Origin of the sequence: Reichenbachiella ulvae (assembly GCF_025833875.1) — a bacterium.
In the GTDB taxonomy this organism is placed as follows: Bacteria; Bacteroidota; Bacteroidia; order Cytophagales; family Cyclobacteriaceae; genus Reichenbachiella; species Reichenbachiella ulvae.
Genome location: NZ_JAOYOD010000001.1, coordinates 2,331,576 through 2,347,418, shown reverse-complemented (window position 1 = coordinate 2,347,418; position 15,843 = coordinate 2,331,576). Strand labels below are relative to the sequence as shown.

Annotated in this window: 15 protein-coding genes; 8 read left to right on the top strand and 7 right to left on the bottom strand. The window is 47.0% G+C overall.

The window, feature by feature from the left end; genetic code table 11:
• Positions 1 to 2 precede the first annotated feature (2 nt).
• Positions 3 to 989, bottom strand: a complete 987-nt coding sequence (locus tag N7U62_RS09270) for a serine/threonine dehydratase (RefSeq protein WP_264137684.1) — start codon at positions 987 to 989, stop codon at positions 3 to 5.
• A 123-nt stretch (positions 990 to 1,112) separates the two neighbouring features.
• Here N7U62_RS09270 and N7U62_RS09265 point away from each other — a divergent pair, with 123 nt between their 5' ends.
• Positions 1,113 to 2,393: a serine hydrolase domain-containing protein gene (locus N7U62_RS09265; protein ID WP_264137683.1), complete on the top strand. Its 1,281-nt coding sequence runs from the start codon at positions 1,113 to 1,115 to the stop codon at positions 2,391 to 2,393.
• Between the two features lie 7 nt (positions 2,394 to 2,400).
• Here N7U62_RS09265 and N7U62_RS09260 read toward each other — a convergent pair whose 3' ends face one another.
• Complete coding sequence (locus tag N7U62_RS09260) at positions 2,401 to 2,820, bottom strand: VOC family protein (protein WP_264137682.1); 420 nt, start codon at positions 2,818 to 2,820, stop codon at positions 2,401 to 2,403.
• 141 nt (positions 2,821 to 2,961) lie between these two features.
• Entirely contained in the window at positions 2,962 to 4,629 is a 1,668-nt protein-coding gene (locus N7U62_RS09255) for an FAD-dependent oxidoreductase (protein WP_264137681.1), read from the bottom strand.
• 226 nt (positions 4,630 to 4,855) lie between these two features.
• Here N7U62_RS09255 and N7U62_RS09250 point away from each other — a divergent pair, with 226 nt between their 5' ends.
• The gene (locus N7U62_RS09250) at positions 4,856 to 5,266 is read left to right on the top strand and encodes an Rrf2 family transcriptional regulator (RefSeq protein ID WP_264137680.1); all 411 of its coding nucleotides are present in this window, start codon (positions 4,856 to 4,858) and stop codon (positions 5,264 to 5,266) included.
• 63 nt (positions 5,267 to 5,329) lie between these two features.
• Complete coding sequence (locus N7U62_RS09245) at positions 5,330 to 6,169, top strand: SDR family oxidoreductase (protein WP_264137679.1); 840 nt, start codon at positions 5,330 to 5,332, stop codon at positions 6,167 to 6,169.
• Positions 6,170 to 6,283: 114 nt separating this feature from the next.
• Here N7U62_RS09245 and N7U62_RS09240 read toward each other — a convergent pair whose 3' ends face one another.
• From N7U62_RS09240 to N7U62_RS09225, 4 genes are all read right to left on the bottom strand, one after another.
• A complete protein-coding gene (locus tag N7U62_RS09240; RefSeq protein WP_264137678.1) occupies positions 6,284 to 7,675 on the bottom strand; it encodes a glycoside hydrolase family 140 protein in 1,392 nt (463 codons plus the stop codon).
• A 371-nt stretch (positions 7,676 to 8,046) separates the two neighbouring features.
• Positions 8,047 to 8,190 carry a hypothetical protein gene (locus N7U62_RS09235; RefSeq protein WP_264137677.1) on the bottom strand — a complete coding sequence of 48 codons (144 nt, stop codon included), beginning with the start codon at positions 8,188 to 8,190 and terminating at the stop codon, positions 8,047 to 8,049.
• Between the two features lie 177 nt (positions 8,191 to 8,367).
• Complete coding sequence (locus N7U62_RS09230) at positions 8,368 to 9,399, bottom strand: energy transducer TonB (RefSeq protein ID WP_264137676.1); 1,032 nt, start codon at positions 9,397 to 9,399, stop codon at positions 8,368 to 8,370.
• A 182-nt stretch (positions 9,400 to 9,581) separates the two neighbouring features.
• Positions 9,582 to 10,583: a LacI family DNA-binding transcriptional regulator gene (locus N7U62_RS09225; protein ID WP_264137675.1), complete on the bottom strand. Its 1,002-nt coding sequence runs from the start codon at positions 10,581 to 10,583 to the stop codon at positions 9,582 to 9,584.
• A 133-nt stretch (positions 10,584 to 10,716) separates the two neighbouring features.
• On the opposite strand from N7U62_RS09225, the gene N7U62_RS09220 reads away from it, so the two are divergent.
• From N7U62_RS09220 to N7U62_RS09200, 5 genes are all read left to right on the top strand, one after another.
• Positions 10,717 to 12,315, top strand: coding sequence for a UxaA family hydrolase (locus tag N7U62_RS09220; RefSeq protein WP_264137674.1), 1,599 nt, complete (start codon positions 10,717 to 10,719; stop codon positions 12,313 to 12,315).
• Positions 12,312 to 13,088, top strand: coding sequence for an SDR family NAD(P)-dependent oxidoreductase (locus N7U62_RS09215; RefSeq protein WP_264137673.1), 777 nt, complete (start codon positions 12,312 to 12,314; stop codon positions 13,086 to 13,088). Before N7U62_RS09220 ends, N7U62_RS09215 begins: the two co-directional genes overlap by 4 nt.
• Before the next feature lie 122 nt (positions 13,089 to 13,210).
• Positions 13,211 to 14,062, top strand: coding sequence for a fumarylacetoacetate hydrolase family protein (locus N7U62_RS09210; protein WP_264137672.1), 852 nt, complete (start codon positions 13,211 to 13,213; stop codon positions 14,060 to 14,062).
• Positions 14,059 to 14,892 (top strand): amidohydrolase family protein, encoded by an 834-nt coding sequence (locus N7U62_RS09205; RefSeq protein WP_264137671.1) that lies wholly within the window; start codon positions 14,059 to 14,061, stop codon positions 14,890 to 14,892. The genes N7U62_RS09210 and N7U62_RS09205 overlap by 4 nt, the downstream gene beginning before the upstream one ends.
• Positions 14,893 to 14,917: 25 nt before the next feature.
• The gene (locus N7U62_RS09200) at positions 14,918 to 15,700 is read left to right on the top strand and encodes an L-fucose dehydrogenase (RefSeq protein WP_264137670.1); all 783 of its coding nucleotides are present in this window, start codon (positions 14,918 to 14,920) and stop codon (positions 15,698 to 15,700) included.
• The last annotated feature ends 143 nt before the right edge of the window (positions 15,701 to 15,843 follow it).

Genomic DNA, 15,843 nt, shown 5'->3' with positions numbered 1-15,843 from the left:
ATTTATTCAATACCAGGGATCTGATCCAGTTGGCTCTTTTCCCAAATTTTATTCATCATGGAGGGATCTACATTGCCGCCTGTGAGGATCACCATCACTTTTTGTTTTTGCTGTTGGCTTTTCAACCATTGGATCACTGCACCCATGGACATGGCGCTGGTGGGTTCTACCTGTACTTTCAGCAGGTGATTGAGCCATTGGGTCCAATAGATGAGGTCGGATTCTTCTACCTCAAATAGCCCATCTAGTTGTTTCAAGTACTCGAAAGTGATGTCTCCTACAGCCATCGTCATGGCGCCATCTGCCAGGGTATCCGGAATGGCTTTTAGCCTTTGGATGCTGTTTTTTCTCAAAGATTCTGCCGCGTCATTGGCATTGAGTGGTTCCGCTCCGAAAACCAAAGTCTCTGGGGAGAGGGCTTTGGTAGCTATATAAGTTCCGGACATCAGACCACCCCCGCCGCAAGGTGCGAATATGGCATTAATTCCTTTCATGGATTGGAAAATATCAAAAGCCACAGTTCCCTGACCTGCTATGACCTGCTCATGGTTAAAGGGAGGGAGCCAATAGGTTCCTTTTTCTGTAGCAGCAGCTTTTACCAATTCGTCGCTTTCGTCTCTGGTGTCGCTTAGTACCACTTTGGCGCCATAGGATTGAGTTGCCTGTATTTTGATAGGAGAGGAGTAGCGAGGCATAAAGATAGTAGTGGGAATACCAAAACGGCTGGCAGCCCATGCCACGGATTGGGCATGGTTGCCAGAGCTGTTAGCCACGATGTGATCGGGTTTTTCTCCCTTTTCGATCAACCATGAAATCGAATTGCAAGCCCCTCTGGCTTTGAAGGCGCCTACCTTTTGGAAACACTCCAGTTTGAAATGAATCTCGTGTCCCAACCAATCGTTGAGCAGATGAGATGAGACAATAGGCGTGTCGTTGATGTGGTTTTTGATTCTTTGGCTGGCGTTTTCTATCTCCTGTATGTTCGGCATGGTCGGATTTTTTGGCCAAATTAGGAAGAAAGATGATTGATGAAAAAGGTCTGGCTCTAATTATGATCAGTTGTGTTCAATAGAAATCCTATTATCTTGTAGTTGCTAACTTATCTACCTGCCATGTCAACCTGTACGAGATTCAATTGTTTTCAAAGTTTCACTGCTTTTTTCCTGTTTCTTTCTCTAATCTCTTGCCAAAAGAAAAGTGGAATAGAGGGGAAGTCTGCTGTTGCGGTAGATCAGGTATCTGTCATTAATAGACTGGATGGGTCCCAGATTGATTCTGCAGAGCTGAGTCAGAGGATTGCCTTTCTAATGGGGGAGGCGGAGGTTACCGGATTGGCCATAGCTGTTTTCAATGAGGGCAAGGTTGCATACCAACGGGCTTTTGGCTATGCCAATTTTGAAGAAAAAGAACGTCTAAGGGTGGATCATGGATTTTATGCTGCTTCCTTTAGCAAGGCGGTGTTTGGATATGTGGTAGCGAGACTCGTAGACGAGGGTCAGCTTGATTTGGATCAACCTCTGCAGGATTATTTGGATTACCCGCTATATGAAATCAAAACCGACAGGGAATGGCGAGGGTTTCAGGATTTGAAAGGGGATGATCGATACCAAAGGATTACCCTGAGAATGTGCCTGTCTCATCGCACGGGATTCCAAAACTGGCGATGGATACCTAGTCCCATGGATCCGGAAAACTATGGCGAAAAAGGGCAGCTCAAGATTTATTTCGAGCCGGGAACGAGCTATTTCTATTCGGGCGAAGGATTGTATCTGGCTCAGCGGGTCATTGAGGAGGTGACGGGACAAGGACTGGAAGAATTGGCTCAAAGCTATGTTTTCCAGCCTTTGAATATGAATTATACGAGCTACCTCTGGCATGAACGATTCGATGATCGGTTCTGTCTGGGGCATACAGCCGATCAAAAGACTGTAGATAAGGACTTTCCTGATCAGGTGATTTCAGCAGGCTCTATGGAAACTACATTGATCGACTATTCACGTTTCATGGCGCATGTGCTGCAGTCCTATACGGATAGTTCTGCGGCAGTGAAGGAGATGTTTCGGCCCAATTTTGCGATTCGTACTGAGGCGCAGTTTGGTCTTGGTGCTTTGAGATCATCTGATGAAAATGACGACATTGCGCTGAACTATGGGTTGGGCTGGGGCTTACTTCAGACTCCATACGGTTTTGGGGCCTTCAAAGAAGGGCATGACGCAGGATTTCAGCATTATAGTATTCTATTTCCCGAAAGTCAGATGGGCGTGCTGATACTCACCAATAGCGACAATGGGGAGAGCATTTTCAAAGCCCTATTAGAACATAGCATCGCTGATCGATATACTCCCTGGAAATGGCAGAATTACATACCCTATGATCAGCCCTCCAATCAGTAGTTGAAGATTATTTGGCAAATAAACTGTCCAGATTGTTGAAGGCTTTGAACTCCAGGGCATTGCCAGATGGGTCTCTGAAGAACATGGTCGCTTGCTCACCTGGTTCTCCTTCGAATCGGATGTAAGGCTCGATGATGAACTCGATTGCTGCCTTTTTCAAACGGTCCGCTAGCTCTTTCCAGTCTTCCATGGTTAGCACCACGCCAAAATGTGGAATGGGAACCGCATGACCATCTACCGGGTTGTGATTTTCGGCCTGAGCCTGATCCGAGATGTGCAAGACCAGCTGATGTCCATAAAAATCCAGATCCACCCAATGATCCGAAGATCGACCTTCACTGCAGTTGAGGGTGGTATTGTAGAATGTTCTGGTTTCTTCCAGTTCTTTGACTGGGATGGCTAGATGAAAAGGGCGCAATTGGCTCATGTTGTTTTTGGGCTTTGAATGATCACTAGTTGAGCAGCAAAATTGCTTGCTTTTTCCTTCTTAACCAAGTAGGCCGTGCTCAAGCAATCACTTGCTCTCACACGGCCGTTCACTAAAACTCACTCTATGACAAAAATGGGGTTAGGCAGTTTGGAAGGCTTCCACTCTTTCGATAGGTAGCTTCAGTAGCTTCCAAAGCGTCATGCCACCAGCTACATTGTTCAAATTCCTGAAACCATTATTCTCCAGGATTTTGGTGGCCAGATAGCCTCTAAGGCCTTTGGCGCAGTAGATGTATTTAGGCAGATTGTCGGATATCTTGTCCAGATTGTCCCTCAGTTCATCTAGCGGGATGTTGATGGCTCCTATCACCTTTCCTAGTTTCTCCAATTCATCTGGATTTCGCACATCTATGATTTGTATGTCTTTTCCTGAAAGGATCTGAGCTTCTAGCTCAGTTGGTAGAGCGGTATCGAAACCACTCATTTCCACATTGTCCGCAGCAAACCCGGCCACAATCACCGGATCCTTAGCTGGACTGAAGGATGGGGCATAAGCCAAATCCAGATTTTGCAAATCATGTAGGGTGAGTTGGGCATAGATGGCGGTTGAGAGCACATCGATTCTTTTGTCCACGCCTTTCTTTCCGAAGACTTCTGCACCTACCAGTACTTTGGTGTCTGGCTCGTAGTAGAGTGAGACATAAACATCCGAGGGATCCGGATAAAAGCCTGCGGTATTGCCAGCGATAATCAGACTGCTATTATATGGGAAGGCCTCTTGCTCCTTGCATGGTGTGAGACCCGTCTTGGCCATGGCATAGTCGAATACCTGCACGATGGCCGTACCATAGGCCCCATCGAAGGTAATGTCGGAGTTGCCGGCAGCATGAGCACCGGCTGCTCTTCCCCCTTTGTTGGAGTGGGTGCCCATGGGGAAAAATCCTTTGTGTCCTGTGATCAGGTGATCCATCACTACACAATCACCTGCTGCATATATATTGGGCAGGGAGGTACGCATGTGCGCATCCACGATCAGGGCTCCATTGCCCGCTTTGTCTGCCTCTGGTAGTAGCTGCGTGTTGGGGCGGATGCCGATACCGATGATGAGGTAATCTGCCTGGATGACCGAGCCGTCCTCCATGATCAGCCTTTGGTTTTGCAGGTCCAGTTCTTGTGCAGTAGTGCCCAGGTGCAATTGGATGCCCTCATCTTCCAGCACTCCTTTGATCACTCTGGAGGACATCGGACTCAGGATAGGGAGCACGCGTTCACTCTTCTCGATGATGTGTACTGTTTTGCCAATTTTCTGCAAGTTTTCGGCGGCTTCTAGTCCGATCAGCCCGGCACCAATGATGGCGACATACTTCTTGTCATCCAGGACCTTGTCTTTCACGATCTTGTCAAAATCCTCGATGGTCTTGCAGGTAGTCCATAGATCGCAGCTGTCCAGGTTCTTGATGGGAGGAATCAGTGGCGAACCGCCAGTAGCATAGATCAATTTGTCATAGGGATAGATCCCCAGATGTGTGCTTACTTCTTGTTTCTTGGGATCAATCGCCAATACCGCTTCCTCCAGTCGCACGTCTATCTTGAATCTTTTTCTGAGGAGATCAGGCTTGACCACCATCAGTTTGTCTCTGGATCTGATCTTGCCAGACAGGGCATAGGGTATGCCACATGTGGCATAGCTGATATTGGCTGTTTTTTCGAATAAGATGATTTCTGCTTCTTCATTTTCTCTACGCGCTTTGGCAGCAGCTGATGGGCCCGCAGACAGGCCTCCGATGATAATGATACGCTTACCCATATTGTGAGATACTTTAGTGAAAGGAGCTATGATTGCTCCCGATTTACTCTGGCAAGGTAGGGCGAACCATAATCCGGAAATGTAACTTCTGTCACATCAAATAGACCTCTGGGGCTAAATAGAGATGATCTTCATCAGGTTTTGAATCGATGAATGAAAAAAAGTGAAATTTAATTGTAACATTTGTTGTTACAATAAGTATACGCTATCATATTAATTATTAAAGATGAACAACACACGATTTGCAACGGCGCTTCACATACTCGCACTCCTGGCGGACAGCGAGGAGGAATGGATGCGTTCGGAATGGATCGCGGGTAGTATCAACGTCAACCCGGTGATTGTTCGCAAGGAACTGAGCCTGCTGAATGAAGCAGGTCTGGTAGACAGCCGAAAAGGCAAAGTAGGAGGTTTTAAACTCAAAAAGAACAGTGAAGACATCTCGCTGGCAGAGATTTATCATGTGGTGAAGAATTCGGAAGTACTGGGCAAGAAAAATTTGAATCCCAACCCAAAATGTCCGATCGGGAAAGAAATCAATCAGCAGTTGGACGGATTGTTTGTGGAGATGAACGACCTGTTGAATCGAAATTTAGAACGTAAATCGTTGAAAAAATTCGTGGAGCAGTTCCGCTGATATTTTTTTGCTCTTTAATGTAACAAAAACTATTACAATTAAAATAATATAAACAGACACATCATGAAAATTGGAATTACAGGCGCTACGGGCCAATTAGGATCATTGGTAGTAGAACAATTGAAAACAAGAACAGAAGCAGCTAATCTGGTAGCATTAGTTAGATCACCTGAGAAGGTGGAGGGGATAGAAGCCAGAGCTTTTGACTATGATCAACCTGAGACGCTAGCAGGAGCCCTGGAGGGAGTCGATCGCTTGTTGCTGATCTCGGGCAATGAGATTGGTCAGCGCGCCAGACAACACGAAAACATCATCAACGCAGCGAAGGAGGCTGGAGTGAAGTCGATTGTCTACACCAGCATTTTGAGAGCCGACAGCTCTACGATTAGTTTGGCAGGAGAGCACCTGATTACAGAAAACTTATTGAAAGATTCGGGGATTCCCTTTACGTTGTTGAGAAATGGATGGTATACCGAAAACTACACAGCCTCTGTAGCTGGTGTAGTGGAAGCAGGCGCATTGGTGGGTAGCTCAGGAGAGGGCAAAATCTCTTCTGCTGCAAGAGTGGATTTTGCTGAGGCTGCAGCGGTTGTATTGACGAGCGACGGACAGGAAGGGAAGGTGTATGAGTTGGCAGGGGATGAAGCCTATACCAAGGTAGAGTTGGCCGCTGAGATCTCCAAGCAGTCAGGCAAAGATATCCCTTATCAGGAATTGGCAGAGGCCGATTATGCCAGTGCACTGGCAGAGATGGGATTGCCAGAGCCGATCGCAGCAGCCATCGCCAGCTGGGATGTGAGTGCATCGAAAGGAGATCTATACGATGATTCTAAGACCTTGTCACAGTTGATCGGACGTCCTACGACTCCACTCGCAGATACGGTTAAGGCTGCCTTAAGCTAAAAAGAATAGATTTCAGGTTAGGAAGCCACCTCGTGACGGGGTGGCTTTTTCTCTCTCCTTGAATGTATGAATGATATTACGATTACGGGGTTTCGACCAATTATACTATCAGAATTATTCAGAAAAATACGCCCAATCGATGGACGCGTCTGATGCCAATAGAACCAAAAGAAAATCACTGCTCCAACCACTGGCCCAGGGGCTAAAGGTCTGATTCCCTTGATTGTTGAAAGAACCTATGCTTTGGATACTGCCACTTCTGGGGTTGAACCAAAAGGCTTGCAGCTTGTTGGCTTTTAGCTTTGACAAGTCTGCCTGAACCGGGCGGCCTGTTGGGCTGTAGATCATGGCTACCGTTCTGTCTGCACTCAAGGAGGCTATTTGATAGTTTTCATCTTTGGGGTTGTCTCCCATGATCAGGGATTGATCCATGGTCATTTGTTGCCAGGGTAGTTTTTCGAACAGATCTTTCATGTATCCCATCTGATAGGAGCCGGGCAAGTGAATGGCCTGATCCCAATCGGTGCGGGCCTGGATGATAGGTGCTCGACGCTCGTCATACATCTGCCAAATGTCGTTGCATCCGTAGGTGTAGCCTGATGCCCCAGCCATCATGCTGTAGTAGGCCGAGACGCGTACATCTGCATCGTCCAACCATCCATGTGACTGCTCCTCCCAAAAACGGTCGGGGATATTTTCATAGCGCGCCTCAGCGTTGATAATCGGTCGAGGGGTAGCTGCTTTGCGGCTTTCGATTACATAGTCGTATTCTCTCGCGAGACGACTATGCCCGCTCTGGTACATGTCGAAATCCAGCCATTGGTCGGTGAAAAAGTCAGTGGCCTTTTTAGCGCCCAGCGGATGATAGCTCATCAAATGAATCGAGTCGACCTCCCGGATACCTGCTGCCATGGCGCGAATGATCTGGTAATGAGTGTCAGTCTCTGGCGCCCGATCTCCACCGAGTACCCAGATCAGGTTGCTTTGCTGCTGGTATCTATTGGCTAGCCATTGGCCGTATGATTTGGCATTTTCGGGAGTGAAAATCTCGGGTCCCGTTCCCCAGCGCTTGTTGAACTTGTCGCCCCAGGTCGGTAGTAGTGCGACATACAGTCCTAACGCTTCTGCTTTGCGGAGAACATAGTCTACATGTTCGAAATAGGCCTCATTGGGTTGGGTCGGATCCAGGTCGGTCAGTGGTAAGTCACCATAGGCGTTAGGTGTTCTTAGTCCGTCTAATTCGGCAAGCACTACTGTCTGTATCACCGTAAATCCTTTGCTGGCTCGGTCGCTTAAATACAAATCGACTTCTTCTCGTGTCAGTCGATGGATCAGTTCCCAGGCGGTACCCCCCAGCCAAAAGAAAGGCTGCCCCTCGGTAGTCACAAGATGCCTTTGATCGTCACTTATTTTTAGCCCAGGTAGCTCTTGGGCTTCAGTATTAGGGAGGAGAAATAGAAAGAAAAAGCAAATAAGTAGCCCTTTCAAAATGCACTTGTCTTTCATCACATGCTGTTTGGTTTATCGATCCAAATATAGCTTTTCTTTCTTCTACCCTGACACTTCTAGTGTCAACTTAAGTTAGGACGCCTTTGGGGATCAAAAGCCCCATTGAATAGACTGCTTTTTCAATAGTTAAGACTGTTTTTTGAAATGCTTAGACTACTCTTTTAATTGTTTAGACTGCTTTTTGAATTGCATAGACTGATTATTCAATAATATAGACTGTCTATTAATTTGTACGGATTGTTTATTCATTTGTACATATGTCAACTTTAAATACTAGGCATAACTATTTATATGATCATATGTGATTTTTAATATATCGAATGAAAAACTTAAATCCACGGATGTAAAATTGAAATGTTGGGATGTTTTTACTTGGCCTGTTTCTGGCTAAAACCCGATGCGGGGATGGCAATGTCCTCAGCCTGAGGGCTGGGGTTATTATTTGATTGGCGATTCTGATTTCTCTGTAGGTCTGGCTTGCCCCAGGCTTCAGCCTGGGATAATCGATCCATCAGTTGAGGCTTTAGCCATGACCTGATTCATCGTCCTCGTTTAGCATAGCGCAACGAGGATGAATTCTGTCTTGCGTTTGCAACGCGGAGATTATAGATGATCCAATCTATCCTGCCAGTTTCGCAATGCAAATGCTTCAACACAGCATCCAAATCATAGACTAGGACGAGTAGCATCTAGGTCAGTTTAAAGGTGATTGGCAGTATTACTTTTTCAACTATCGGCTGACCTCTCATTTGGCCGGGGTTCCACTTTGGAGAATTTTTAATGATGCGAACAGATTCAGCATCGCAATCTTTCCCGATTCCTTTCAATAATTCTATATTAATGATGTTCCCTTCCTCATCCACTTCAAACTGAACATAAACCCTGCCTTCGATGCCTTTTTTATGGGCTGATTCTGGGTATTTGAGTGCGTTATCTAAGTAGATAGAAAAGCGCTTATATCCTATTTTTGGTTCTGCTCGCACTTCTAATTCTTTGTATCTATATTGATTGCCCTCTTCGTCCCAGCTTAGACCAGATACATTGTTCTTTCTATAGGTTTCCCGATATGATAATTGTCCCTCTTTAGTATATCCCTCCCAGGTACCATTTTTGAATCCATCTTGATAGGCACCTTTGGAAGATGGATGGTTAGATTTATCATAATAATAAACAACCTCACCATTGCCATTGGATACCAACTGGGTACCCGTACTATCCCAATAGCTGATTAATTTACTACTTAAGTAAGAAGGGGAATAATTCCCTTCAAATGATTCATTTTCGGATTGAATTTGTCCGTTTTGATACCAGGTTTTCCAAATACCTACTTTTCCTCCTCGGATGTAACTACTACTCTCTTTGAGCTGGCCATTTTCATACCATCGGTTCCATTTTCCTGATTTTGAACCTTTAACTCGATGACCTTCTTCTTTTTTGTTTCCATTTTCATAATAGGATATGTAATAGCCTTCTTTTCTAATACAAAGAGAGGTATAGCATGTGGCATTGGACTGAATCTTACCGCTAGAATAATAAGTTTGCACAAATAACTTGTCAGTTCCGTCGGGATGGGGTTGCGACAAACGATAATAGGAAGCCTCACTCTTCTCTACCTCCCTGAAGTCTTCATCCAAATAGGTGATGTCATTTTTTTGAGCGATGACTTTCAAGGTGAAAAGTAGGGAGGTCGATAGACAGAAAATAAAAAATCTGATGTTCATTTTATCTAGTTGGTTTATTGATTATAAATCCTCCTTTCGTACAAAGTGCGAATCCAGCGAAATTGAATTGTGAAGCTAAGATATCTTCTCGGAGAAGGTTTTCCAAATGGATTTTTAAGCTAAGAGAATAGTTGATTCTAGTTACAGTCTAGGATCAGTGAGATATTGCAAAAACTCATTTATCAACTCGTCTCCCTAATCACCAGCTCCTGATGGATCACGATCTTTTCGGATTGCAGGGCTTGTTCTTCTTTTACAATAGCCAACAATTTTTGTAGGGCGAGGCTGGCCATGCGTGGGGCGACTTGCTCTACGGAGCTGAGCTGAGGACTCATGCGTGAAGCTATGGGTTCGTCGGAGAAGCCGAACACAGAGATTTCTTCTGGTATTTTCTTTCCCATTTTAAGCAGCGCATTCACCACGGCATTGGCGACATAGTCGTTGAAGACTGTAACCCCGTCCAGATTGGGGTGTTTTTGTAGGGCTCTGTCCAGAAAGTGCTCGATGCTGTCGGGCTGCATTTCGTAGTAGTAGATCAGTTCTTCATTTACTTTCAGTCCATTTTCTTTCAGTGCATCCATGTAGCCATAGAGGCGATTGTTGGAGTTGTTGAGGTGGATGCTGGCGGTGATGTGGGCGATGTGTCGCCTACCCTGATCGATCAGATGCTGGGTCGCTTGATAGGAGGCCCGGTAGTCGTCTGCGATCACCTTGGGCACGGGCAGAAAGTTGAGCACCCGATCGAAGAAGACCAGAGGGATCTCGTAGTGCAGTAGCTTCTCGAAATGATCGGCTTTTTCCGTCTGCATGCTGATGGCTGCTAGTACCCCTGCTACCCTCAGTTGGATGCAACGGTCGATGGCTTCTCGTTCTTGAGTTTCTGATTCCTGGGTATTGAATAGTAGGAGGGTGTAGTCAGATGCGGCCAGCTCATTTTGCAGGGTCTCGAAGATTTTGCCATAAAAGTAGACGGTAATATCCGGCACGATGAGGGAGATGAAGTCACTAGTGCCCATGTTCTGAGCATGAGGGTTGTGGATATAGCCACGGGCACTGGCCAACTCTTGCACTTTCTCTCGGGTGTTAGGGCTGATTTTGGGATGGTTCTTCAGCGCCCGTGATACGGTGCTATGTGAGAGCCCTAGCTCCCGTGCCAGTTCCTTGATTGTAACGAATTTGCCCATCCTCAAATATAGCGTGCACACGTGTGCACTGCAATTACAGGGTGATATAATTGTGGGGGCTGGGCTTTTCTTGTAATTATGTGAAAAGGACAATAGTGGTCCATTATCACTGTTGACAGTAAGCATGAATCAAATGAAGGAAATTCTAATCATAGACCCCACGGACAATGTTGCAGTTGCACTGCGCGATCATGCCGGTGGTCTGGTTCAGATCGAGGGGCAAAGCCTCAATATCGAGCCAGTCAGGCAAAAGCATAAGGTGCTATTGCAATCCCTAAAGAAAGGGGAGAAGGTAATGATGTATGGCGTACCTGTTGCTACGGCCAATCAGGATTTGGCACAGGGAGCTGTGATTACCACAGAGAATATCACTCACTTTGCCGATCCCATTTCCCTCGACAACAAGAAGAAATACGAATGGCAGCCGCTGGATGTCAGCCGCTGGCAGGACAGGACTTTTATGGGCTATCATCGGGCAGATGGTAAGGTAGGTACGGCCAATTACTGGCTTTTTATCCCGCTGGTTTTTTGTGAGAATAGAAACCTGAAAGTAATCGAAGAAACCCTCCTAACGACTCTAGGGTACAAAAAGCCCAATGACTACATGCAGTTTGCCCAGTCGCTATTGGGAGGAGTGTCTCAAAGTCAATCAGTGAAAGAAGATCGGGCATTTGAGAATATCGATGGGGTCAAATTTCTCTATCACGATGGGGGGTGTGGAGGTACACGAGCTGACTCAGAGACATTGTTGAGATTGCTAGCTGGCTACCTCAATCATCCGAATGTGGCAGGTGCTACGGTGTTGAGTTTGGGCTGCCAACATGCGCAGGTGGATTGGTTCAAGGAGGTACAGCAGCAGCTCTATCCGCAGGGTGACAAGCCAGTGATCTACCTGGAGCAGCAAGTGATCCAGTCTGAAGAGAAGCTGATCAAGACCGCCATATCAGAAACCATAGAGCAACTGAAGATCGCCAATCAAAACGAAAGAAAACCCGCTCCATTGACTAAATTGGTCGTCGGGCTGGAGTGTGGAGGGTCTGATGGATTCTCTGGTATTTCTGCCAACCCTGCTGTGGGTTATGCTTCGGATTTGCTGGTTTCGCTGGGGGGATCTACGATGCTCAGTGAGTTTCCAGAACTGAATGGTGTAGAGCAGGATATCGTAGATCGCTGTGTCAGTCGCGAAGTGGCTGAGAAGTTCGTTCGCATTCAGAGAGCCTACGAGGCGCAAGCCAGGGCTTCTGGCTCAGGCTTTGACATGAACCCCTCTCCTGGTAATATCAAGGATGGTTTGATCACTGATGCGATCAAGTCGGCCGGAGCAGCGAAAAAGGGAGGTAGAGCACCGGTCAGTGGAGTCTTGGACTATACCGAGCCATTGACTCAGGCCGGACTGAATCTGCTTTGTACACCGGGCAATGATGTGGAGTCTACCACGGGACTGGCAGGATCAGGTGCGCAGATTACGCTTTTTACGACGGGTTTGGGCACGCCTACAGGCAATCCTTTGTCCTCTGTCATCAAGATCTCCACCAATACGGAATTGCAGGAAAGGATGCCGGATATTATAGATCTGGATGCAGGTCCGATCACACGAGGAGAGAAAAGCATCGCTGAAGTGGGCGAGGAGATATTAGAAAAGATAATAACTGTGGCCAGTGGCGAAAGCACTAAGGCCATGGATTTAGAACAAAATGATTTTATCCTCTGGAAAAGAGGCGTATCGCTATGAGTAAAAAATTTGATCTAACAGGAAAAAAAGCCATCGTGACCGGAGGCGGTAGTGGCATAGGCAAGGCCATTGCCATCGCTTTGGCAGGTAATGGTGCAGAGGTATCCATCCTGGAGCTGAACGAAGAGGGAGGCCAGGAAGTCGTAAAAGAAATAACCGCTTCAGGCGGAAGCGCAAAGGCTGTGGCCTGTGATGTGTCCCAATGGGAAAGTGTAGAAGCGGCCTTTGGTCAGGCACTAGATGGCGCTGAGTTGGATATCCTGGTCAACAATGCCGGGATCGCCCATGTAGGCAATGTGGGCAACACCAGTCCCGAGGATTTGGATCGTCTCTACAGTGTCAATGTGAAGGGTGTCTTCCATTGTTTGAAAGCGGGAGTGGAGCAGATGAAATCCGGTGGTGCCATAGTGAACTTATCGTCTATCGCGGCACATGTGGGGATTTCGGACCGTTTTGCCTACTCTATGACCAAGGGGGCAGTGCATACCATGACACTATCAGTAGCTAAGGACTATCTGGATCAGGGCATTCGCTGCAATTGCATCGCGCCAGCTCGAGTGCATACGCCATTTGTAGACGGGTTTATCTCCAAAAACTATCCTGGCAAAGAAGAAGAAATGTTTGAGGCACTATCCCAAACGCAGCCCATCGGACGGATGGGGATGCCCAAAGAGATAGGAGACTTGGTGCTCTACCTCTGTTCGGATGAGGCTTCCTTCATTACAGGGAGTAGTTTCCCGATCGATGGTGGGTTTATTACTTTGAATGGGTAACACCCCCCTGCGCCCCCCTCAAGGGGGGATTTTTACTGCAGTGGTTATTCTCCCCTTGTGGGGAGATACAGAGGGGTGTCAAATAAGAATTTTAACAAGAACAAAAAAGCAGAAAATAAAAAATGAAATTTTTCAGATACAGAAAAGACAATCAAGTACTACCGGGCGTGAGCGAAGGGGATGCCCATTTCAGCTTAGTAGGGCATGTCAGTGACATAGACAGAGACTTCTTCGAATCATCAGATGCGATTGCCAAGGTGGAAGCTTTGCTGAAGGAAGGTAAGTTGGAAAGCATCGATGCGCCTGTGTTTGATGCACCCATTTATCGACCGGGTAAAATCATTTGCATTGGACTGAACTACCTGAAGCACGCCAAGGAAAGTGGTATGGAAGTACCGAAGGAGCCTGTGGTGTTCTTCAAGGCAACCTCTAGTCTTTGCGGCCCTAACGACGATGTGATCATCCCAAAAGGCAGCCAGAAGAGTGACTGGGAAGTAGAGCTGGCTGTAGTGATAGGTAAGAAGGCCAGCTATGTGAGCAAAGAGGAGGCGATGGACTATGTGGTGGGATATGCGCTGCACAACGATATCTCTGAGCGCGAATACCAACTGGAGCGTGGCGGACAGTGGGTGAAGGGAAAGAGCTGCGATACTTTCGCACCACTAGGGCCCTACATCGTGACTGCTGACGTAGTATCTGATCCTCATGATCTCAACCTTTGGCTCAAACTGAATGGCGAGAAAATCCAGGATGGCAACACGTCTGATTTCGTCTTTGATATCCCAACAGTGATTAGTTATCTGTCTGAGTTCATGACCTTAGAGCCGGGAGATATTATTTCCACAGGTACACCAGAGGGAGTAGGATTGGGCTTCAAACCTCCAAGATTCCTTCAACCTGGTGACGTGATGGAGCTGGGAATCGATGGATTAGGCACTTCTAAACAAAAGGCAGTCGCCTATCCGGGAAAATGAGGATAGACGCTCACCAGCACTTTTGGCAATTCGATCCGGTCAGAGATGCCTGGATCGATGATAGCATGCAGGTGATCCGCAGGGACTTTTTGCCCGCGGATCTGGCGCCTTTGCTGGAGGAGAAAGGTGTAGATGGCTGTGTGGCTGTTCAGGCCGATCAGTCCCTTGACGAAACACGCTTTCTCCTAAATCTGGCAGAGGAAAATGATTGGATCAAAGCGGTGGTGGGTTGGTTTGACTTGAAAGCGGAGGATTTAGAGGCACAGCTGGATCATTTTTTGGATCACAAAAAACTGGTAGGGGCCAGACATATTCTGGAGGCAGAACCGCATGGTTTCATGTCCTCACCCGATTTTGTGTCGGGAGTGAAAAAATTGGCCAGAAGAGGGATGACTTATGATATTTTAAGCCGCGAATCGCAGCTGGAGGAAGTTAATTTACTCTTGCACAAATTGCCAGAGATGAAACTGGTCGTCGATCATATGAGCAAACCCAAAATTAAGGAAGCCTCTTTCGATCACTGGGCCAAACAAATGATAGAAGTAGCTGCTCATGATCACGTGACATTGAAGCTTTCAGGTTTAGTGACAGAGGCGGATTGGAGCAACTGGAAAAAGGAGGACTTCATTCCTTACCTGGACTTCTGTTTGGATCATTTCGGGCCCGATCGACTGATGTATGGTTCGGATTGGCCGGTATGTCTCCTGGCGGGCAGCTATGCTCAGGTCCATGATTTGATTCAGGGTTACATTTCTACTCTTTCAGAATCAGAGCAGGCAAAGATCATGGGAGGCACGGCTGCTCAATTCTACGGTCTGTCTCTATACTAACTACTCAATACTCAGTACTAAAAACATGGATTTAAGACTAAAGGACAAAGTATATATCGTGACCGGTGGAGCGAAGGGAATCGGTGAAGCCATCACACTCGAACTCGTGGCAGAAGGAGCTATCCCCGTGATCGTAGGTCGCTCGAAAGATGCATCAGAAAAATTGATGAAGAAAATCGAAGGCATGGGGGGGAAATGTCACAACATCATCGCCGAACTGGGAGAAGCCACGGTGTGTGCGGAGGTGGTAAGCCAGACGGTGCGCACCTTTGGACGCATAGATGGTGTGGTCAACAATGCAGGCGTAAATGATGGAATAGGACTAGAATTGGGCAATCCGTCTACCTTTCGTCGGTCGGTTATGACTAATTTGATGCACTATTATGACATGGTGCATTACGCCTTGCCCTACCTCAAAGAGAGTGTAGGCTCGGTAGTGAACATCAGCTCCAAGACCGCCGTGACAGGTCAGGGCGGAACCAGTGGTTATGCAGCCAGCAAAGGAGCGCAGTTGGCTCTGACTCGTGAGTGGGCTGTCGAGTTGGCACCCCATGGCGTTAGAGTTAATGCAGTGATTCCAGCTGAGGTGATGACGCCACTCTATGAGAGCTGGTTGAGCACTTTTGACAATCCCGAGGAGAAGCTTCAGGGCATCGTGAGTAAGGTCCCACTAGGTAGGCGCATGACAGAGTCTGAAGAAATAGCTGCTATGACGGTCTTTTTACTCTCCGAGCGCAGCGCCCATACCACAGGTCAATGGCTCTTTGTGGATGGGGGTTATGTGCATATGGATCGAGCGGTGACGTGAGTGGACGGTTTATAAAGTTTAAAGTTCATAAAGTTGAAAGTGAAAAGTTTTTAATCGGCCAGTATAAGCAATTCCTTTATCAAAGGGGGCTAGGGGGATTTGATAACAGATCACTTTCAGGGTAATATGTCACCATGAAGTAA